The 19,563-nt window shown below is 65.0% G+C and carries 19 protein-coding genes; 11 read left to right on the forward strand and 8 right to left on the reverse strand.

The features are described 5' to 3' along the window. The first annotated feature begins 94 nt into the window (after positions 1-94). Positions 95-847: a PAQR family membrane homeostasis protein TrhA gene (gene trhA, locus AC5RU3_RS12355; protein ID WP_458116685.1), complete on the forward strand. Its 753-nt coding sequence runs from the start codon at positions 95-97 to the stop codon at positions 845-847. 85 nt (positions 848-932) lie between these two features. On the opposite strand, the gene AC5RU3_RS12360 is transcribed toward trhA, so the two are convergent. From AC5RU3_RS12360 to mca, 3 genes are all read right to left on the reverse strand, one after another. Then, on the reverse strand, positions 933-3,053 hold the full coding sequence (locus AC5RU3_RS12360; RefSeq protein ID WP_493965732.1) for a thioredoxin domain-containing protein: 2,121 nt from the start codon (positions 3,051-3,053) through the stop codon (positions 933-935). 2 nt (positions 3,054-3,055) lie between these two features. Beyond that, on the reverse strand, positions 3,056-3,394 hold the full coding sequence (locus AC5RU3_RS12365; protein ID WP_309072423.1) for a hypothetical protein: 339 nt from the start codon (positions 3,392-3,394) through the stop codon (positions 3,056-3,058). 65 nt (positions 3,395-3,459) lie between these two features. Further along, positions 3,460-4,395, reverse strand: a complete 936-nt coding sequence (mca, locus tag AC5RU3_RS12370) for a mycothiol conjugate amidase Mca (protein WP_458116682.1) — start codon at positions 4,393-4,395, stop codon at positions 3,460-3,462. A gap of 107 nt (positions 4,396-4,502) precedes the next feature. Here mca and AC5RU3_RS12375 point away from each other — a divergent pair, with 107 nt between their 5' ends. Then, positions 4,503-4,946, forward strand: a complete 444-nt coding sequence (locus AC5RU3_RS12375) for a DUF4307 domain-containing protein (protein ID WP_309124521.1) — start codon at positions 4,503-4,505, stop codon at positions 4,944-4,946. Between the two features lie 219 nt (positions 4,947-5,165). Further along, complete coding sequence (gene greA / locus AC5RU3_RS12380) at positions 5,166-5,660, forward strand: transcription elongation factor GreA (protein WP_309072426.1); 495 nt, start codon at positions 5,166-5,168, stop codon at positions 5,658-5,660. 6 nt (positions 5,661-5,666) lie between these two features. On the opposite strand, the gene AC5RU3_RS12385 is transcribed toward greA, so the two are convergent. Genes AC5RU3_RS12385 through AC5RU3_RS12395 form a run of 3 tightly spaced genes read right to left on the reverse strand, consistent with a single transcriptional unit; the run spans position 5,667 to position 8,747 of the window. Beyond that, the gene (locus tag AC5RU3_RS12385) at positions 5,667-6,254 is read right to left on the reverse strand and encodes a rhomboid family intramembrane serine protease (RefSeq protein WP_309072420.1); all 588 of its coding nucleotides are present in this window, start codon (positions 6,252-6,254) and stop codon (positions 5,667-5,669) included. Between the two features lies 1 nt (position 6,255). Then, positions 6,256-7,452: a threonine ammonia-lyase gene (gene ilvA, locus AC5RU3_RS12390; RefSeq protein WP_493966029.1), complete on the reverse strand. Its 1,197-nt coding sequence runs from the start codon at positions 7,450-7,452 to the stop codon at positions 6,256-6,258. Positions 7,453-7,508: 56 nt separating this feature from the next. Then, positions 7,509-8,747 carry an AI-2E family transporter gene (locus tag AC5RU3_RS12395; RefSeq protein WP_493965733.1) on the reverse strand — a complete coding sequence of 413 codons (1,239 nt, stop codon included), beginning with the start codon at positions 8,745-8,747 and terminating at the stop codon, positions 7,509-7,511. 113 nt (positions 8,748-8,860) lie between these two features. On the opposite strand from AC5RU3_RS12395, the gene AC5RU3_RS12400 reads away from it, so the two are divergent. From AC5RU3_RS12400 to galK, 3 genes are read left to right on the forward strand one after another with little or no spacing between them, the layout of a single operon-like run. After that, positions 8,861-9,646 carry a DeoR/GlpR family DNA-binding transcription regulator gene (locus tag AC5RU3_RS12400; RefSeq protein WP_493965734.1) on the forward strand — a complete coding sequence of 262 codons (786 nt, stop codon included), beginning with the start codon at positions 8,861-8,863 and terminating at the stop codon, positions 9,644-9,646. Continuing rightward, entirely contained in the window at positions 9,643-10,779 is a 1,137-nt protein-coding gene (galT, locus tag AC5RU3_RS12405; RefSeq protein WP_493965735.1) for a galactose-1-phosphate uridylyltransferase, read from the forward strand. The genes AC5RU3_RS12400 and galT overlap by 4 nt, the downstream gene beginning before the upstream one ends. Next, positions 10,776-11,918: a galactokinase gene (gene galK, locus AC5RU3_RS12410; protein ID WP_493965736.1), complete on the forward strand. Its 1,143-nt coding sequence runs from the start codon at positions 10,776-10,778 to the stop codon at positions 11,916-11,918. The genes galT and galK overlap by 4 nt, the downstream gene beginning before the upstream one ends. Positions 11,919-12,006: 88 nt before the next feature. Here the strand turns inward: galK and AC5RU3_RS12415 are convergent, their stop codons facing one another. Next, entirely contained in the window at positions 12,007-12,858 is an 852-nt protein-coding gene (locus AC5RU3_RS12415) for a Bax inhibitor-1/YccA family protein (RefSeq protein ID WP_309071626.1), read from the reverse strand. A 188-nt stretch (positions 12,859-13,046) separates the two neighbouring features. Between AC5RU3_RS12415 and AC5RU3_RS12420 the strand changes: the two genes are divergently transcribed. The 5 genes from AC5RU3_RS12420 (at position 13,047) to AC5RU3_RS12440 (ending at position 17,794) form a co-directional block, all read left to right on the forward strand. Continuing rightward, a complete protein-coding gene (locus AC5RU3_RS12420) occupies positions 13,047-13,343 on the forward strand; it encodes a GroES family chaperonin (protein ID WP_309071638.1) in 297 nt (98 codons plus the stop codon). A gap of 220 nt (positions 13,344-13,563) precedes the next feature. Further along, on the forward strand, positions 13,564-14,916 hold the full coding sequence (locus AC5RU3_RS12425; RefSeq protein ID WP_309071627.1) for a branched-chain amino acid ABC transporter permease: 1,353 nt from the start codon (positions 13,564-13,566) through the stop codon (positions 14,914-14,916). Between the two features lie 12 nt (positions 14,917-14,928). Continuing rightward, positions 14,929-15,912, forward strand: a complete 984-nt coding sequence (locus AC5RU3_RS12430; RefSeq protein WP_309071628.1) for a branched-chain amino acid ABC transporter permease — start codon at positions 14,929-14,931, stop codon at positions 15,910-15,912. A gap of 119 nt (positions 15,913-16,031) precedes the next feature. Beyond that, complete coding sequence (locus AC5RU3_RS12435; protein ID WP_458117137.1) at positions 16,032-17,012, forward strand: ABC transporter ATP-binding protein; 981 nt, start codon at positions 16,032-16,034, stop codon at positions 17,010-17,012. After that, positions 17,009-17,794: an ABC transporter ATP-binding protein gene (locus AC5RU3_RS12440; protein ID WP_309071629.1), complete on the forward strand. Its 786-nt coding sequence runs from the start codon at positions 17,009-17,011 to the stop codon at positions 17,792-17,794. Before AC5RU3_RS12435 ends, AC5RU3_RS12440 begins: the two co-directional genes overlap by 4 nt. Before the next feature lie 325 nt (positions 17,795-18,119). On the opposite strand, the gene AC5RU3_RS12445 is transcribed toward AC5RU3_RS12440, so the two are convergent. Further along, positions 18,120-19,499 carry an ABC transporter substrate-binding protein gene (locus tag AC5RU3_RS12445; RefSeq protein WP_309071630.1) on the reverse strand — a complete coding sequence of 460 codons (1,380 nt, stop codon included), beginning with the start codon at positions 19,497-19,499 and terminating at the stop codon, positions 18,120-18,122. Positions 19,500-19,563: the final 64 nt, after the last annotated feature.

The following is a 19,563-nucleotide window of genomic DNA, read 5'->3' on the forward strand; positions in this document are numbered from 1 at the left end:
TTCATGTCCTACCGTACCGGCACGTACTGCACGACGACGGAAAGCACTTGTTACTCATTAGTAACTTAGTCGGTGGTCCGCTAGAATTCCGGGCATGAGCCGACGCGTTTTCCCTCCGTCCGGTGCGCCCAATTCCCCGCAGAACCCGGACGAGTCGGCTCCTGTCGACGGACCCGTGGAATCCGCCGTCGAACGGGCCGCCGACGCGCTGAACATCAAACCGAAGTGGCGCGGGTGGATTCATCTGGGAGCCACGCCGCTGGCAATCATCGCGGGAATCCTGCTCATCGCGCTCGCACCCACGACGGCGGGAAAGATCACTTCCGCCATCTATGCCTTCACCGGCGTCCTGCTCTTCGGCGTCAGCGCCGTTTACCACCGCGGCAACTGGCAACCACGCACCAAGGTGATCCTTAAGCGGCTTGACCACACAAACATCATGCTGGTGATCGCGGGAAGTTACACGCCGCTGTCCTGGGCCCTGCTGCCGCAGGACAAAGCCGTCTTCCTGCTGTGGCTGATTTGGTGCGGTGCTATTGCGGGAGTCCTCTTCCGCGTGCTGTGGGTGAACGCGCCGCGGTGGCTATACGTCCCGATCTACATTGCCCTGGGACTGGCGGCGTTGCTGTTCCTGCCCGACTTCCTGGCCGCTAGCGTACCGGCGACGGTCCTGATTATTGTGGGCGGCGTCTTCTACATCGCCGGTGCCGTGATCTACGGCCTGAAACGGCCAAACCCCAGTCCGCAATGGTTCGGCTTCCACGAGCTGTTCCACGCGTTCACTGTTGCCGCGTTCGCCTCGCACTTCATGGCGATCCTGATCGCTGTCATGGATCCCATCCGCTAGATCCCCGGCGGCGCTGCGCACACATCTGGTCCTTCAGTACAGCACTAGTACCTTCGCCGGGGACCAACGGTGCCGGATCCGACCTTCAGGACCAATTCTGAGGAGCAGGGCCCGGAGGCTGGCCGCGCAGCAGCGCCACCAGCTCGGCCACGCCCGCAACGGGACGCCGGCATACCATCGCCTCGCACACGTAGGCCAGCGGAGCGCCGTCGTTCCCTGCCGTCCGGCCTGCCAACAACGGCACGACGCCGGGGGCACGCTCGCCGGTCACGTCGATTTCATCCGCGACCGCCAGCACCGCCCCGGCTTTCGCATTGCGCCGCACGGCCGCTACGAGAGCATCCCGTTCCGGACCGGCAGGCCCGACGACGGCCACCTCCTGCGGCCCATTGACCGCGGACTGCACGACCGTCAGCGCCCACCCCACCGCCTGGGGCACGCGCGGTGCCAGCACCGCCGCGTGGGCAACAAGGGCCTCGGCCCGGGCACGCCGCTCGATCAAACCGGTGTATGCCGCTGACGTCACCAGCGCGCCGGCCAGCAAGGCGACGCCCGAGGGAGTGGCGTTGTCGAAGGGATCGGCCGCGTTCTGCTCCCCCTGTGCCGAACGCAGCTGAGTGTCCAGGTCCGCGGCGTCCACCACGGCTCCGTCAGCACCGGTGAACCGCTCCAACGCGACCCCGAGGATGTCCTCCGCTGCCTCGAACCACTCCGTGTTGCCCGTCGCCGCGTAGAGGGCCTGCAGCCCGTCGACCACTCCGGCGTAGTCCTCCAGCAACCCCTCGACGGCCGCAGCGCTTCCGGAGTGCGACACCCGGCGAAGCCGGGCACCGTCCCAGTGGACCCGCAGGAGATAGCGCGCGACGCCCTCGGCCAGGCGAAGCATCCCGGCGTCTCCGAGCAGCGCCCCGGCGTCCGCGAGTCCACCGACGGCCAGGCCGTTCCAGCACGCCACAACCTTGTCATCACGCTCCGGCTGCGGCCGATCGAGCCTCGATGCCAGCAACGACGGCGCTGCCTCTTCCCACAGCGCCTGCTCCCCGGCGCTCCACAGACGTCCGGCGTGCAGGGTGAACGCTCCGTCCTCCACCTGCCCTTCCTCCGTGTTGAACAGCTGCAGCACAGGCTTTGCCTGGTCTCCGAGTACTGCCTGCACCTGCGCGGCGCTCCAGGTGTAGGTTGCACCCTCCACACGTCGGCCTTCGATCACGGTGTCGGCATCGAGCGAAGAAGCGAATGCACCACCGGGCAACTGCAGTTCGGCCTCAAGCCAGCCGGCGATGCCGCGGGCCGTCCGCTCCGCCAGCGCCCTCTGCTCCGGGTCTTCCGCCTGCACCGCCCAGCTGGCGTAGACGCGTATGAGCTGCGCGTTGTCGTAGAGCATCTTCTCGAAGTGCGGCACCGCCCACGCCTGATCCACCGCATAGCGGGCAAATCCACCGCGCAGCACATCGTGGATCCCCGAGACCGCCATACGCTCGAGCGTGCGGCCGGCAAGCGCGGCGGACGTGCCGTCGTCGTCTGAACGGGCTCTGGCCAGCAGGAAGGAAAGCACCGACGACGGCGGGAACTTGGGCGCCCCGCCGAAACCGGCGTAGGCGGGGTCCTCCTGGGCCTCGAGCGCTGCGACGGCGGCGGCGAGTGTCTCCTCCGGCGCCGGCCCACCGCTCTCGTTCCGCAGGCGCAGCAGGCCCCCGCTGCGCCGACGGGCCTCTCCGAGGTTGTCGGCGAGCTGGGCGGCGCTGTTCTCGACCTCAGTGCGGCGTCCCGTCCAGGCGTCGGTAATCGCCTCAAGGATCTGGCGAAATGACGGCCTGCCCTGCACCGCAACCGGCGGGTAGTAGGTACCGGCGAAGAAGGCCCGGCCGTCAGGAAGCGTGAAGACGCTCATCGGCCACCCGCCCTGCCCGGTCATGGCCTGGGTGGCGGCCATGTAGACAGCATCGACGTCGGGGCGCTCCTCCCGGTCCACCTTGATGGAGACGAAGTGAGCGTTCAGGTAATCGGCGATTGCGCTGTCTTCGAAGGACTCATGGGCCATGACGTGGCACCAGTGACAGGCGGCATACCCTACCGAGACAAAGACCGGGACATTCCGGCGTTCAGCTTCGGCGAAGGCACTTTCGGTGAAGGGCCACCAGTCAACCGGGTTGTCGGCGTGCTGACGCAGATAAGCGGAAGCCTCACTGCGCAGCCGGTCAGCCATGGTTATGGGGCGTCGGGGCCGTATTTGCCGCCGGGAGTGCGGCGCCGGCCGGAGCCGTCAGATGCCTCGGCTGCCGGGTCAGGAGCGGCGCCTCCATTCCCGGAAGCCTTCCGGGCGGCTGCTTCCTCGGCCTCGAGGTTGGCCATCTCGCGGTACCGCACGCGGCGGATCCGGCGGGTCATATCGCGGATCAGGAAGATCACTGCGATCACCAGGAACAGCGTGGCCAGGAACCCCAGCAGGCCGGGAGTGACCTGTGTGGGATCCAGCCCCGGGCGCAGCGAGGGCTCATCACCCGGCGCAGGCGTCACGGTTGCGGCCAGGTTCAGCAGGGAGAACACTCCAGAGCACCACTTTCACGAGTATCTACGGCGGAAATGTCCCGGAGCGGGACAGCCCACAGGACTTATTCTATGCCCGCGAAGAAGTCCGTTTCAGGCAGTTCGTGCGGTACGCGGGAGTGAATCAGTGAGTAGTCCTCCCACGGCCACACCTTGCGTTGCAGATCCGCGGAGACCGCGAAGAAGAAGCCCTCCGGCTCAACCTGCGTGCGGTGCGCCAGCAGAGCGCGCTCCCGGTGCTCGAAATAGTCCCCGCAGTCGATCTGCGTGGTCGTAGGGTGGGTGGGCCGCGCGGGCTGGTGGCCTTCGGCGTCAGCCTCCAGCCAGGCGGCGATCCGCTCGGCGTAGGGCGACTGCAGGCCCGCTTCCTCGAGCGCGAAGTGCAGGGCACGGAACCGCTCCGGGTTGAAGGCGCGGTCGTAGTAGAGCTTGAGCGGTTCCCACGGCTCACCAAGTCCTTCATAACGGGACGGATCACCGGCTGCCTCATAAGCCTCAACCGCGACCCGGTGCGCCATGATGTGATCAGGGTGCGGGTATCCGCCGTTCTCGTCGTAGCTCAGGATTACGTGCGGGCGGTACTCGCGGACCAGGCGAACCAACGGGGCCGCAGCGCGCTCCAGCGGCTGCAGCGCGAAGCAGCCAAAGGGAAGCGGCGGAAGCGGATCCCCTTCGGGCAGCCCCGAGTCGACGAATCCGAGCCAACGGTGCTCGATGCCAAGGGCGGCCGCTGCCTCCGCCATCTCAAGCCGGCGCAGTCCGGCAAGGTCGCGCAGTGCATGCGGAACGTCGGCCATCTGTGCGTTCAGGATGTCGCCGCGCTCGCCTCCCGTGCAGGTTGCGACCATCACGGATACTCCCGCGGCGACATAGCTGGCCATGGTTGCGGCGCCCTTGCTGGATTCGTCGTCGGGGTGTGCGTGCACCGCAAGGAGGCGGAGGCCGCCGTCGTTCTCCGCGCGGAGGAAGGGCGCGTCGGGGGTGTTATCCGGGCTGGACACTGAAGGCTCCTGAATCTTTCCTGGTCTGTCGACGCCGGTGATCCCGCTGGACCATCGGCTGGAAACGAGGTGAACGAACTGAAGTACCGGTTGGTAAACTTGAACCGATGAGCACCGACCACGCGCCAGTACCAAGAGTAGCCAATCGCTACGGTGCCCCCAAGCCACAGCGCACACCGTCGGCGCAGCGTCGGAAGCGGAACCGCCTACTGATCTGGACGGTCCTGGCGGTCGCCGTCGTCGCCACCGGCGTGTTCAGTCTCTTCGCCGGAACACCGCCCGTCTCATCCAAGGATGTCGGCTTCAGCATCGAGGGTCCGAACCTCGCGCGCGTGGACTACGAGGTCACCAAGGATCCGGCGGCCACCGCACAGTGCGCCGTGCAGGTCCTGAACGAGTCTTACGCCATTGTCGGCTGGACTGTGGTGACCATCCCTCCCGGCAACCCGGGAGCAAGCATCGACGGCCGCACCACCTCCCACAACACCCCGGTCCGGACCGAATCCGAAGGCGTCACCGGCGGGGTCAACGCCTGCTGGATCACCGAGTAACGTCGCGTCGAAAGCGCTGGCGATCCGCGCCGTTATTGGGTTATCCGGCCATGCTGACTATAATGGACTGATACGTTCCGCCCCGCCCCGCCGTGGTTCTTACTGGAGTAGTCCAGAACAAAGGCCATCACGCAGGCGGGGTCTTTGCTTGTTGATGCGCACATCACGGCAAAGGCCGCAGCCGAATCCCGCTCAGGGCTTCGACGTACCTAAGGAGATATCGTGTCCACCAACAGCGCACCCGTCGCCTGGCTCACCAAGGAGTCCTACGACCGCCTCAAGGCTGAGCTGGACCACCTGTCCGGCCCCGGCCGCACCGAGATCGTTGCCCGCATTGAGCAGGCGCGCTCGGAGGGAGACCTCAAGGAGAACGGCGGCTACCACGCAGCCAAGGAGGAGCAGGGCAAGGCCGAGGCCCGCATCCGCCAGCTCACCGAACTGCTGAACAACGCCCACGTCGGAGAATCCCCCGCTGATGACGGCATCGTGGAACCCGGCATGCTGGTTGAGGCGAACATCGCCGGAGACAAGGAAACATTCCTCCTGGGCAGCCGCGAGGTAGCAGGTGACACCGACATGGACGTGTACAGCGAGAAGTCCCCGCTCGGCGCAGCGATCCAGGGACACAAGGCCGGAGACACCGTGAAGTACACCGCGCCCAACGGCAAGGAAATTACCGTCGAGATCCTCTCGGCGAAGCCTTACGCAGGCTAGTCGACGCTAGCTCGCCAGACGGCGGTCGGTCCCGGCAGGGGTCGGCCGCCGTTTCAGTATCAGGGCCGCGAGCACACCGCCGAGTGCGCCGAAAAGGTGGGCCTGCCAGGAGATATTCGAGCCGAACTGCGGCAGTACGCCCCACAGCAGCGAGCCGTACATCCCGAAGAGCAGCACGGCGAGCAGGATCTGCTTCCAGTCCCTGTTGTAGAAGCCGCGGACCAGCAGGTAGGCGAACAGCCCGAAGACGACGCCGGACGCCCCGATGGTCACCCCTCCCCCGAAGATCCACACGCCCACGCCCGATGCGAGCCAACTGGCCGAGACCGCAATGACAAAGCGCCTCACCCCCTCGAGGAAGGCCAGGAAGCCAAGCACCACCAGCGGCAGGGTGTTGCTGAAAAGGTGACCGAAGTCGGCGTGCAGGAGCGGCGCGAAGATTACGCCGTCGAGCCCCTCCACCTGGCGCGGTTCGATGCCGAGCACACGGATCAGGTAGAAGCCGGTGAGCGTATTGAGGAGCTGCACCGCCCACAGCACTGCAGCGAAAACGATGACCGTGATCAGACCGGCGCGTGCCCGCTTAGCCAGCATGTCAGCCCTGGATGACGACGGGTTGGAAACCCTCAGCCCGCAGGTTGTTCAGCACCTGCTCGCAGTGCTCCTCGCCCTTCGTTTCCATATTGATGGTGATTGCCACGTCACCCATGCTGATGGATCCGCCCACCCTCGTATGGTCGACCCCCGTCACGTTCGCATCGGATTCCGCGATGATCCTGGAGATGGTCGCGAGCGAGCCCGGGCGGTCATCGAGCAGCATGCGCACCACGAGGTACCTCCCCGCGGCGGCGAGTCCGCGCTGGATCACCTTGAGCATCAGCATCGGATCGATATTGCCACCCGAAAGCACGACGGCGGTGTTCCCCGGGTTCGCGCCGTTCTCGGTGAGTTTCCCGTCCAGCAGTGCCGCGACGCCCACGGCACCAGCCGGCTCCACCACCATCTTCGACCGCTCGAGGAGGAAGATCAGCGCGCGCGCCAATGAGTCCTCGCTGACGGTGACGACGTCATCAACCAGCTCGCGGATGATCGAGAACGGAAGCTGGCCCGGGCGTCCCACCGCGATGCCGTCCGCGATGGTCGACACCTTTGTCAGTGGAACCAGGGCGTCAGCGGCGAGCGATGGCGGGTAGGCGGCGGCGTTCTCCGCCTGGACGCCGATCACGCGGATTTCCCGGCCCAGTTCCCGTGCACGAGCCTTGACTGCGACGGCCACACCGGCCAACAGTCCACCGCCGCCAACGCCCATGAGGATCGTGTCGACGTCGGGCACCTGTTCAAGGATCTCGAGGCCGATTGTCCCCTGCCCTGCTACGACGTCAACATTGTCGAAGGGATGCACAAAGATCGCGCCGTGTTCATCGGCGTACCGTTTGGCTTCAGTCAGGGCTTCATCCACGTTGTGGCCGTGCAGCACCACTTCAGCACCGTGCCCCCGGGTTGCAGCAAGCTTGGGCAAGGCGACCCCCAACGGCATGTAGATGCGGGCCTGGATGCCCAGCCGTGCAGCCGCGACCGCGACACCCTGGGCATGGTTGCCGGCCGAGGCGGCCACGACGCCGCGGGCGCGCTCCTCGGCGGAAAGCCGGGCCATCCGCACGTAGGCGCCGCGCACCTTGAAGGAGCCGGCGCGCTGCAGGTTCTCGCACTTGAGCGAGACTTTGGCGCCCGTCAACCGCCCGAGCGCGCGGGACTCCTCGATCGGCGTGTACGCGATGACGCCGTCGAGCATTTTCTGCGCTTCGAGGACATCCTCGAGGGTCACTGCCAGCTGGGCGAGGTCGGTGGTCACGATGACGCTTCTTTCGTGGAGGGTTCCGGTTCGACGAACTCACCGGATGGACGGGACGAAGGAGTAATGGAGCCGCCCGGTTCGGGATACGGGGCGGGAACACCGAGTGCAGGGTCGGTTTCCCAGGCGCGGTTGGCAATATAGCGAACGACAGTGTTGAGGATTGCCAACAACGGAACCGAGAACAGGGCACCCGCCACGCCTGCCACAAGGGAGCCGCCTGCCACAGCCAGCACCACGGCGAGCGGGTGCAATGAGACGGCCCTGCCCATGACGAAGGGCTGGAGGATGTGCCCCTCGACCTGCTGCACCACCAGCACGATGGCGAGCATCACCAGGGCATTGACCCACCCGTTGGCCACCAGGGCCAGCAGAACCGCCACCATTCCGGTGAAAAGTGCACCAAGAATGGGGATGAACGAGCCCAGAAAAACCAGGACTGTGAGTGGGAGCACCAGCGGTACTCCGATGATCGCCGCGCCCAGCCCGATGCCGATGGCATCGATGAACGCGACCAGGATCTGCACACGCACGTAGTTCGCCATGGAGGTCCAGCCCCGCAGGCCCGCCCCCGTGATTGCTGCTCGGGCACGCCGCGGTGCAAGGCCGGCGATGAAGCGCCAGATGGCATCGCCGTCGTGCAGGAAGAAAATCAGCGCAAAAACCGTCAGCAGCAGCCCGGCCAGGAAGTATCCGGCGCCTTCACCGAAGGAGAGGGCACCGCTCACGATCAAACCGCTGTTGTTGTCCACCGCGCTGGCGACCTCGTCGAGGAAACCGTCGATCTGGGAGGTGGTGAGGCGCAGCGGGCCATCGGATAACCAGTCCTGGACCTGCTGGATGCCCGTCAGGGCCTCACCCCAGAGCGAAGCGAATCCTACGGCGAGCTGTTGCCCTACCAGCGAAAGGGTGGCGGCGACGCCGAGGAGGAAACCCAGGACAATAGTGGCCACAGCCACTCCGCCCGGGACCTTCCGGCGCCGCAGGAAGCCCACCGCCGGGGCCAGGAGACTGGCGAGGAGACCGGCAATCATCAGGGGAATCACGAGCAGGGTGATCTGGCTGAGCAGCCACAGGAGTCCCGTCGACACCACCAGAATCAGACCTACGCGCCAGGCCCACGCAGCACTGACCACCAGCGCGTACGGGACGTCCCCACCGAGCGGACGTTCCTCGGGCGCAGCAAAGGCGCCCTTGAACGATGGCTGCGAACTCCGCCGCGTCGAACGCGTCATGACTCAATCTTTCCACAACACCATCCGGGTTCCTTCCGTCGGACTGTTTGAAATTGTGCGGATTCGTTGTATTTTGTTAGGGGTTCCCTCTCTTCTGCAAACGGAGTGCCGTAATGCTCGCAGCCGACCGCCATGCCGCCATCTTGGCGAAGCTCGGCGTCCAGCGCACCGTCCGGGTGAGCGAGCTTGCGGACAGCTTGGGCGTTTCGGAGATGACCATCCGCCGCGACATCGACGGACTGGATGCGGTGGGCGCCCTGCGCAAGGTGCACGGCGGGGCAACATCCCGGACCGCACTGAATGCCCTCGAACCGGGCTTCGGCGCCAACGCGGACCAACGGACGGACGCCAAGGAGTCCATCGCCGCGACCGCTGCGACGCTCATCCAACCGGGCATGACGCTCGCCCTGACCGGCGGCACCACGACCTACCGACTGGTCGAACACCTTTCCGGGCCGCTGACCGTACTCACCAACTCCCTCCCTGCGGCCGACAAGCTGCACCGGACCGCCCCGCCCGGCGTCAGCGTTCTGCTCACGGGCGGCGAGCGCTCTCCTTCGGAGGCGCTGGTCGGACCCATCGCCACCTCCACGGTCCGGTCCTTCAACGTGGACATCTGCTTCATGGGTGCCCACGGCGTCGACGCCTCGGCCGGCATCACCACGCCCAACCTGGCGGAAGCGGACACCAATCGTGCTTTCGCCGAACAGTGCGGCCGGCTGGTTGTGCTCGCGGACTCCACCAAGTTCGGGACAGTAAGCCTTGCCCGCATCGCCGGCGTCGATCAGGTCTCCTGCATCGTGACCGACTCACAGCCATCCGACCCCCGCTACACACTCACTACCAGCGTCCTCGCCGCCCGAGGCAGCACTCCCTCCCACACCCAGGACACACCATGACCCAGGTAATCCCCACGCGTCTCTCCGACGGGCGCGAACTCATCTACTTCGACGCCACCGAAGAATCGGCAGCCCTCCACCGCGATGGTGCCGCCGTCGTCGACCATCGCGGTCTGCCGCAGCGCGGGGGCACCGGCGACGTGCGGTACGACCCGCTGACCGGCGAGTGGACTGCCGTCGCCGCGCACCGCCAAACGCGCACGCACCTTCCGCCGGCCGATCAGTGTCCCCTGTGCCCCTCCACCGCACACAACCTCTCCGAAATCCCCGCCTCCGACTACGAGGTCGTGGTTTTCGAGAACCGATTCTCGTCCTTCGGCCCGGACCTCGGCGAACTGCCCGACCTCCAGTCCGGGAGCACAGGCTGGGGAACGACGACGTCGGCCTTCGGGCGGTGCGAAGTGGTCGCCTTCGATTCCTCCCACGAAGGCTCCTTCGGGTCCCTGCCGCCGCAGCGGGCGCGCACCGTCATAGACGCCTGGGCACACCGAACGGAAGCGCTCTCCGCGATGAAGGGAATTCGCCAGGTCTTCCCGTTCGAGAACCGGGGAGCGGACATCGGCGTAACCCTGCTCCACCCCCACGGTCAGATCTATGCCTACCCCTTCGTGACCCCACGGGCGGCGTTGATGGGCCGGGAAGCCCGGCGCTACTTCGACGCCGTCGACGGGCGGGAGACCCTGATGGGCTCGGTCCTGAGGTCCGAGCGGAACTCGGGCGAGCGCATGGTCCTTGAGGGCGAACACTTCAGCGCCTTCGTGCCCTTCGCCGCCCGGTGGCCCCTGGAAGTCCATCTGGTGCCACACCGTCATGTTCCGGACATCGCCGCGCTCACCGGAGAGGAAAAGGACGAGCTGACCACGGTGTACCTCGAGCTCCTCGCCCGGGTGGACGGCATCTACAGCACGCCCACGCCATACATCGCAGCCTGGCACCAGGCTCCCCTGGTCCCCGAATTACGTGAAGCCGGCTACCTGCACCTGCAGCTCACCTCACCCCGCCGGGCGGAAGACAAGCTGAAGTTCCTTGCGGGCTCGGAGGCGGCAATGGGCGCTTTCATCAACGACACCACCCCGGAGCAGGTAGCCGCCACGCTCCGCGCCGCAACCCCCGCAGTGAAGGAAACAGTATGACTCTCGCCCAGCAGTTCGAGGACCGTTTCGGGTCCGTCCCCGCCGGCATCTGGGCGGCACCCGGACGGGTCAACGTGATTGGAGAGCACACCGACTACAACGACGGGTTCGTGTTGCCCTTCGCAATCGACCGCGCCACGCTGGTGGCCGCTGCCGTGCGGCAGGACTCCGCCGTCCGCGTGAGCTCCACGTTCTCGGAATCCGGAGAAATCGTGGTCACGGATCTCTCCGGACTGAAGGCCGGCGACGTCGACGGCTGGGCCGCCTACCCCGTGGGCGTATTGTGGGCGCTCAGGGAGGCCGGTCACGAGCTTCAGGGAATGGACCTGCTGATCGACTCGCAGGTCCCCGTGGGGGCAGGGCTTTCCTCCTCCGCTGCTATCGAGTGCGCCGTAGCCGTGGCGGCAAACGAGCTGTACCGGCTGGGACTGAACGGTTCGGAGCTTGCGCTCATCGGGCAGCGCGCCGAAAACGAGATGGTGGGAGCGCCCACCGGGCTGATGGATCAGTCAGCGTCCCTGCTGGGCAAGGAAGGTCACGCGGTGTTCCTAGACTGCCGGAGCCAGCATGCGGAGCTTGTTCCGCTGCCCATGAAGGAAGACGGACTGGCGCTGCTCGTGATCGACACCCGCGTCAGCCACTCCCACGCGACCGGCGGTTACGCGTCCCGCCGTCGTGCCTGCGAGGTGGGCGCTGACATCATGGGCGTCCCTGCGTTGCGAGACCTGAGCGAAGCTGATCTACGAGAGGCCTCAGGCCTGCTAGATGACGAGACGTTCCGCAGGGTGCGCCACGTCGTCATGGAGAACGCGCGCGTGCAGGCCGCCGTTGAGCTCCTCCGCACCGATGGACCGCGCGCCATCGCGCCGCTGCTGGATGCCAGCCACGTCTCCATGCGGGACGACTTCGAGATCTCGTGCCCCGAGCTCGACCTGGCTGTGGACTCATCCCGGGAGGCCGGAGCCCTGGGCTCGCGCATGACCGGCGGCGGGTTCGGCGGCTCGGCCATCGCGCTTGTGCAGGTCGAGGACGTCGACCGCGTCAGCGCGGCAGTGACGGATGCTTTTGACCGCGCGGGATTCAAGGAACCGGTCATTTTTGCGGTGTCTCCCGCTGACGGCGCGGGCCGGGTTTCCTGAGCCTTGGGCCGTCCAATCCCCATTCCAGCCGAAACAAACGGAAGGCCCCCGGCAAGCGCCGGGGGCCTTCGTGTCTGTGCCAGTGGTGTTACTCGTCGCCGCGCAGGATGGCGATGAGGCGCAGGAATTCAACGTACAGCCAGACCAGGGTAACGGTCAGGCCGAACGCTGCGGTCCAGGAGTACTTGCGGGCAGCGCCGTTGCGGACACCTTCGCTGATCATGGTGAAGTCAATGACCAGGGAGAAGGCGGCGAGGCCGATTGCCAGCACACCGATCAGAACGCCGAGCGGGATGCCCATGATCTCCACGCCGGTGCGCAGACCCCACGGGTCGTTGCTGACGCCGAAGAGCATCAGGCCAAGATTCACGAGGCTGAACAGTGCGTAGCCGATCATCGCGATCATGAAGATCTTCATGGCCTTGGGGGTAGCGCGCACCTTGCCGCTCTTGAAGAGCAGCAGCGTCACTACGAAGACCGACAGGGTGCCGAGCAGAGCCTGCATGGCGATGTTCGGGAACATTGCCTCGAGGAACATCGTCAGTCCGCCGAGGAACAGACCCTCGAGGAAGGCGTAGCCGAGGATCAGCGCGGGCACGGGCTCACGCTTGAAGGAGTTGACCAGGCCGAGAACGAAGCCGCCGATCAAGCCCACGATCATCAGCAGCGGTGCAAGGGACGGGAAGAGGAACGCCGGAACCGCCGCGCCAATCATCACCACGCCGATGGTCGCGATGGTCTTGACGATCACGTCGTCGAACGTCATGCGTCCCGTCTCTGCGGGACCTGCCGAAGGCTGGTTGTAGAGGTGCTCCAGCTGCTGCTGGTTCATGACCGTTTGGTTGGCCAGAGTAGTTGAACCGTACGCTGCCGGATTGTCGCCGCGGGCAGCGGTACGGAAGTTTTTACCGTTAAAAACCGGGTTACCGCCGAGTGCCATTTGTGTGTAGTCCTCCATTAGGGGGCTGAGATGTTTCAACCCTACCAATATCAACGGTTTTGAGGCCGTTTTGTTCCGGAAGCGGCGCCTGACTGCGACCGGGATCCGCAGGAGTCCAACGGTAGACTGTCGGCGTGTCAAACACCTCAGCCACGAAGCCCTTTTCGTCCGACTCCCTCCCCCTGAAGATGCTTCATGACCGTCTGCTGGTGATCCTGGACAAGGACAGCAGCGAGCGGCGGTCGTCGTCGGGCATTGTCATTCCGGCGACCGCGGTGATGGGCAAGCGGCTGGCATGGGCTGATGTTGCGGCTACAGGGCCCAGTGTCCGCCAGGTGTCCCGCGGTGACCGCGTGCTGTTCGACCCGGAAGACAAGTCGGAGGTCGATGTCGGCGGCACCGACTACATCCTCCTCCGCGAGCGCGACGTCCACGCCGTTGCGCAGCCGGAAACCGACGACGCCGGCACCGGGCTCTACCTCTAATTCACCTGCTGATTCATCTGCACCGACGTCAACCGCGCTGCCCCGGGGTTCCGGGTTACCCGCGAGTAGAACTACCAACACAGTTGTTATCCAATTGCTATCTGGCAGCCCCCATATGGCGAATAGTGGTAACACAGCGCAGGTAACATGATCTCCACACTGCGTGACTTCGATCACAGGCTCTAGAGCCGTCGTACCTCGGCGGACGACAGCCACCATCGTGGAGGTTCATAACTTGATAACCAAGCCGACGCCGGCGTGGCGCAGGAGGCTATTCCTCCTGGTCGCCGGCCTTCTGGCCGCACTGTTCATCAGCGCACCCGCAGCAGGGGCATCCCCCCTTGGTGCGGTAGGCACAGTGAACGGGCAAATCCCCGCCTCCGTCCAGGCAGGGGAATTCCAAAACCGGATCAGCGGCGTCCTTCGGGGTGCCGACGGTCCGCTAGCTGACGTCCGGATCTCGGTCACCGGCGAGGGTTTCGAAGGAGAAACCACGTCCGGCGAAAACGGCTCCTGGAGCATTGACGTTCCCGAACAGGGCACCTATGAGGTGGAGCTCGACGAGTCCACCCTGCCCGAGGGCGTGGAGCTGGCTGAAGGCCAGCAGAATCCGCGTGAAGTCACGTTCGCCGGAACAACAAATATCACCACGCTCTTCCTGTTCGGTGAGGGCATCGTCACGGGAACCAGCAACGTCCTGGACCTCCTCGTCGACCGCTCCGTCGCAGGATTGAGCTTCGGCCTGCTCCTCGCCCTCAGCGCCGTCGGCCTGTCCCTGATCTTCGGCACAACCGGCCTGACCAACTTCGCCCATGGCGAGATGGTCACCGCCGGTGCCGTGCTGGCGTTTGCCTTCGCCGCGCTGGGGCTGCCCGCAATAGTCGCAATCATCCTCGCCGTGATCGGCGGGGCGGCGCTGGGCTATGTCCAGGACGCCGGGCTCTGGAAACCGCTGCGCAAGCGCGGTTCCGGACTGATCCCGATGATGATCGTGAGCATCGGCCTCGCCCTGGCGCTGCGCTACATCATTCAGTTCAACTTCGGCGGGGCGACCCAGCAGCTGCCGGGCGCCCAGGGTCAGATGCTGAACTTCGGGCTCATCTCCATCACCCGGAACAACCTGACCTCCCTGATCATCAGCCTGATCGTCATCCTGCTCATCGCGTTTCTGCTCCTCAGGACCCGTATCGGGAAGGCCACCCGCGCTGTCGCCGACAACCCGGCTTTGGCCGCGGCTTCCGGTATCGACGTGGACCGGGTGATCCGGTTGGTCTGGGTTGTGGGCGGCGCGCTGGCAGCACTTGGCGGCATCCTCTGGGCCTACTACCGCCCGGGCGTCTCCTTCAACATGGGCCAGCAAATTCTGCTGCTGATCTTCGCCGGTGTAGTGCTCGGCGGGCTGGGCACGGTCTTCGGTGCCCTGCTCGGCTCAGTCCTGGTAGGTCTCTTCGTGGAGATCTCCACCATTTGGCTGGAGGCCGACCTCAAGTACGTCGGCGCCCTGCTCATCATGATCATTGTTCTTCTCTTCCGGCCACAGGGCATCCTGGGCCGCCGAGAGCGCGTAGGTTAGGGGCCAACCGACATGGATTTTGGAAACATTCTTTCCCTCGCCTTCGGCGAAATCATCAGCCCGACGACGGCCGCCTACGCACTGGCAGCCCTCGGCCTCGCCGTACACTTCGGCTACAGCGGCCTGCTGAACTTCGGTCAGGCAGGCTTCATGGCGATGGGCGCGTACGGCTACGCCATCTCCACTCTGACCTTCAATGCTCCGGTCCCCGTCGCCATCCTGGTGGCGCTGCTCGGCTCGGTGATCTTCGCCGTCGTGCTCGGTATCCCGACCCTGCGGCTGCGGGCGGACTATCTCGCTATCGTGACCATCGCAGCGGCGGAAATCGTGCGGTACATCGTCACCACCAACGGCCTGACCGAAGTCACTGGTTCGGCCAACGGTCTGGCCCAGGGCTTTGAGTCGGGCTTCTTCGCGCTGAACTTTATCCCGGAGGGCACCTACAACATCGGTCCCGTCAGCATGAACCAGAACGGGCTCTTCATTCGGATCGTGGCCTGGACAGTGGTAGCGCTGGCCTGCCTCGCAGTGTGGCTGCTCATGCGCAGCCCCTGGGGCCGCGTACTCAAGGGTATCCGCGAAGATGAGAACGCGGTTCGTGCCCTTGGCAAAAACGTGTACGCCTACAAGATGCAGGCACTCATCATCGGCGGCCTGATGGGTTCTGCTGCGGGCATGATCTTCACGATCCCCCGCGGCGCGGTCCAGCCGGCCAACTATGCCACCGAGCTCACGTTCTTCCTCTACACGGTCCTGCTGCTCGGCGGCATGGCCACGGTACTGGGCCCGGTCATCGGGGCGATGATCTTCTGGGTTGTCCTCTCGCTGACTCAGAGCCTCCTCTTCGGCGCCATCGAAACCGGCGCCATCACGTTCCTCACCAACGTCCAGGCCGGACAGCTCCGGTACATCCTCGTGGGTGTTGCGCTGATGCTGCTGATGATCTTCAGGCCGCAGGGCGTACTCGGCAACAAAAAGGAGTTGGCGTTCGCATGAGCGACCCTACTGCGGAACCTACGCCGCAATCCCAAGCAAAATCAGGCGGACGGCGAGCAGCACACGCTGTCTCGCATTCGACGGAATCGACCGGAACACCGGCCGACGGCATCGACTACATGACCGACTCGCGGCCCATCACCGAGGACACCCCTGGACCGGGCTGCCGCAAGCGGGATCCGATTGTCACGGTCAAGAAGGTGACCCGAAGCTTCGGCGGCATCAACGCTGTCGACGTGGACTACCTCGAGATCCCACGGAACAAGATCACCGCTCTGATCGGGCCGAACGGTGCGGGTAAGACCACGCTGTTCAACCTGCTCACCGGGTTTGATACGCCGCAGAGCGGCGAGTGGGACTTCGACGGGAAGTCCCTCGCCGGTGTCGCTCCCTACAAGGTGGCACGCCTCGGCATGGTGCGCACCTTCCAGCTGACCAAGGTCATGGGCAAGCTCACCGTCATGGAGAACATGCGTCTGGGAGCGACCGACCAGCCTGGGGAAAGTCTCGCCCGGGCCCTTTTCAAGGGCCTGTGGGGCGGACGGGAAAAGGAAATCACCGGGCAGGCGGAGGTACTTCTCAAGAAGTTCAAGCTGGACGCGAAGAGTGACGACTATGCAGCGTCCCTCTCCGGCGGGCAGCGAAAGCTGCTGGAAATGGCGCGCGCACTCATGGTGAAGCCGCGCCTGGTCATGCTTGACGAGCCAATGGCGGGCGTCAACCCGGCACTCACCCAGTCATTGCTGGACCACATCAAGAACCTCAAGGCCGACGGCATGACCGTCCTGTTCGTGGAACACGACATGCACATGGTCCGCCACGTCGCCGACTGGGTTGTGGTCATGGCAGAGGGGCGCGTAGTGGCGGAGGGAACTCCCGACGTCGTCATGAAGGATCAGGCGGTGATCGATGCGTACCTCGGTGCCCACCACGACGTGGATCTCGGTGATTCCCAGGGCGTCGAGAAGCTCGAGGAGGAACTGGCACACGACGAGGAATCGGTCGTAGGGACAGAAGACGCCGGTCTCCTGAGCCACACCCGGATCACCGAACTTGAAGGCACCGCGTCAGACACAGGTAAAGAGGAGAAGCGGCCATGAGCGAAGCAGCGGGAACCGCAGGACCACACCGGACCACGGGGGCCGAGGCGGCACCCGGAAAATCGGTCGTGAAAGTCACCGATCTCGTGGCGGGCTATCTGCCGGGCGTGAACATTCTGAACGGCTGCTCCATCGAAGCGCGGTCGGGTGAGCTGATCGGCATCATCGGCCCCAACGGTGCCGGCAAGTCGACGCTGCTCAAGGCAATGTTCGGGCTGGTGAAGGTGCACTCGGGCACGGTGATAGTCCGGGATCAGGACATCACGGGGCTGAAGGCAAACAAGCTGGTCAGCAGGGGCGTGGGTTTCGTCCCGCAGAACAACAACGTATTCGCCACCCTGACCATCGAGGAAAACCTCCAGATGGGCATGTACCAGCGCCCCAAGGACTTCAAGGAGCGGTTCGACTTCGTCACCGGGCTTTTCCCCGAACTCGGCAAGCGTCGCGCGCAGCGTGCCGGTTCCCTGTCGGGCGGCGAGCGCCAGATGGTCGCCATGGGCAGGGCCCTGATGATGGAGCCCGCGGTCCTGCTCCTCGATGAGCCCTCCGCCGGTCTCTCCCCTGTCAAGCAGGACGAGACGTTCCTCCGCGTTCACGAGATCAACCGGGCAGGCGTCTCTGTGATCATGGTGGAGCAGAACGCCCGAAGGTGCCTGCAGATCTGCGACCGCGCCTATGTCCTGGACCAGGGTAAGGATGCGTACACGGGTACCGGACGCGAACTGATGAAGGACCCCAAGGTCATCCAGCTGTACCTCGGGACCCTCGCCGATACGGCCTAGGTCTTCAGCCGCCTCTAGAGGCCCTCTCCAGCAGGAGGGGGCCTCTACTGCGTTCGAGGCCAGTGCGGGGATGCGCGCACAATCCTGCTCGTTCTTGAAGGCCCGCGACGGCCCGACCGCGACTTGCGTGGCTTCTCGGATTGCCGGTGTCGTCCAACGACCTCAGAACCTGCAGGGTTGCGCCCACACCAGGCGACGACGCCGTCTTTCCGGTCCCAAACCCGGTTGACGCTAGCCGACACCTGGTGTGGACGCAGAAGAGCCCCTCCCGGGCCGGGAGGGGCTCTTCTGTACTGTGCGAGTGAATCAGGTACTGCTGGTGGGGCTAGAGCTGCCCTGCCTCGGAGCGGTAAGGCTGCGGGGTGTTGTTGTCGTCGAACTCGTAGATGCCGATGAAGGCTTCCGTCGGGTCACCGTTTTCGTCGAAGGTGATCGGTCCGGAGATGCCCTGGTAATCGATATCCTCACCCTCACGCTGGAGAGTGATGCAGCCTGCGTAGTCGAAGCACTCGGTGCCTTCCTTGGAGACTGCCTCAAGCTCGGCTGCGATTGCTGCTCCGTCCGTGCTGCCCGCGGCATCTGCTGCAAGGGCAATAAGGTTCACGGCGTCGTAGCTTTCACCTGCGTAGTTCCACACATTCAGGCTGTCGTCGATCTCAGCGAGGGCTTCCTTGAACTCGTCCCCCGCGAAGGAGCCCGGCTGGGTGCCCTGTGCGCCTGCGAGTGTTCCGGGATCAAGGTCTTCACTGTAGTCAGCGGTGTTGCCGTCCACGAAGAACATGGAACCCGGGTCTACGCCCTGACCGGTCAGCAGCGGAACGATGCTGTTGGCCTGGTCGAAGCTGATGACCACGTAGGCGTCAGGCTCGGCTGCGACAAGCGCATCCACCTGGCTGCTGAACTGCGAGTCGCCCTCGTTGAAGAGTTCCTCTGCAACGATTTGGCCGCCCGCGCTCTCAACGGCTTCCTTGATGCTTGCCTGGAGGCCGGTACCGTACGCGTCGTTGAGTACGATCATGCCCACGGTCTGTGCGCCACAGGCCATGATGTAGTTACCCAGAACGCGTCCCTGCAGGACGTCGGACGGTGCCGTACGCCAGTACAGGCCGTTGTCATCCCAGTCGGTGAAATCGGGCGAGGTGTTCGCCGGCGACATCTGAACTACACCGGCACCGGTGATCTGGTTGATCACGGTCTGCGAAACACCCGAGGATGCTGCGCCGATGATCGCGCTGACGTCCTGGGACAGCAGGTCCGTCACGGATTGTGTTGCGATGTCGGTGGTGGTGTCACCGGAGTCGCGGTGGATGATCTCGACATCCTGGCCAAGCACACCGCCGGCCTCATTGATTTCCTGTACGGCGAGGTTCACGCCGGCAATTTCGGGGGGACCGAGGAAAGCAAGGGCACCTGTGGTGGGCAGAATTGAACCGAGCACCAGGGGAGTTTCGGACGTGGTTTCCGCTTCGGGTACTGCGGCTGGGTCGCCCTTCTCGGGGGCCTCGCCCGCGTCGAGCTGACTCTCGGGACAGGTCAGTCCCGACGCTGCCGGTGCCGAAGACTGGCCGCCTTCTTCTTCGGGGGTGGGATTGCCACCGCAGGCAGATGCGAAGAGTGCGATGCCCAGGCTGAGGGCCGCAATCTTCGCTGCGCGCGGAGCATTCTCCCCGATGCTGAACCGCGCGGAGTTACGTGTTGCTGTCATGAAATTTATCTCCTCGATCGAAAGGCTCGATCAGCCTTTGATGCGATCACCAGGTGTTCCTGGT

The organism is Arthrobacter sp. MDB1-55 (genome assembly GCF_059092925.1).

Excerpts from the sequence above, each read along its gene's own strand:
- trhA (WP_458116685.1), top strand. The coding sequence starts at position 95 with ATGAGCCGACGCGTTTTCCCTCCGTCCGGTGCGCCCAATTCCCCGCAG.
- AC5RU3_RS12360 (WP_493965732.1), bottom strand. The coding sequence starts at position 3,053 with ATGGCTGACCGGCTGCGCAGTGAGGCTTCCGCTTATCTGCGTCAGCAC.
- AC5RU3_RS12375 (WP_309124521.1), top strand. The coding sequence starts at position 4,503 with ATGAGCACCGACCACGCGCCAGTACCAAGAGTAGCCAATCGCTACGGT.
- AC5RU3_RS12385 (WP_309072420.1), bottom strand. The coding sequence starts at position 6,254 with ATGCTGGCTAAGCGGGCACGCGCCGGTCTGATCACGGTCATCGTTTTC.
- ilvA (WP_493966029.1), bottom strand. The coding sequence starts at position 7,452 with ATGCTCGACGGCGTCATCGCGTACACGCCGATCGAGGAGTCCCGCGCG.
- AC5RU3_RS12395 (WP_493965733.1), bottom strand. The coding sequence starts at position 8,747 with ATGACGCGTTCGACGCGGCGGAGTTCGCAGCCATCGTTCAAGGGCGCC.
- AC5RU3_RS12400 (WP_493965734.1), top strand. The coding sequence starts at position 8,861 with ATGCTCGCAGCCGACCGCCATGCCGCCATCTTGGCGAAGCTCGGCGTC.
- galT (WP_493965735.1), top strand. The coding sequence starts at position 9,643 with ATGACCCAGGTAATCCCCACGCGTCTCTCCGACGGGCGCGAACTCATC.
- galK (WP_493965736.1), top strand. The coding sequence starts at position 10,776 with ATGACTCTCGCCCAGCAGTTCGAGGACCGTTTCGGGTCCGTCCCCGCC.
- AC5RU3_RS12415 (WP_309071626.1), bottom strand. The coding sequence starts at position 12,858 with ATGGCACTCGGCGGTAACCCGGTTTTTAACGGTAAAAACTTCCGTACC.
- AC5RU3_RS12420 (WP_309071638.1), top strand. The coding sequence starts at position 13,047 with ATGCTTCATGACCGTCTGCTGGTGATCCTGGACAAGGACAGCAGCGAG.
- AC5RU3_RS12430 (WP_309071628.1), top strand. The coding sequence starts at position 14,929 with ATGGATTTTGGAAACATTCTTTCCCTCGCCTTCGGCGAAATCATCAGC.
- AC5RU3_RS12435 (WP_458117137.1), top strand. The coding sequence starts at position 16,032 with ATGACCGACTCGCGGCCCATCACCGAGGACACCCCTGGACCGGGCTGC.
- AC5RU3_RS12440 (WP_309071629.1), top strand. The coding sequence starts at position 17,009 with ATGAGCGAAGCAGCGGGAACCGCAGGACCACACCGGACCACGGGGGCC.
- AC5RU3_RS12445 (WP_309071630.1), bottom strand. The coding sequence starts at position 19,499 with ATGACAGCAACACGTAACTCCGCGCGGTTCAGCATCGGGGAGAATGCT.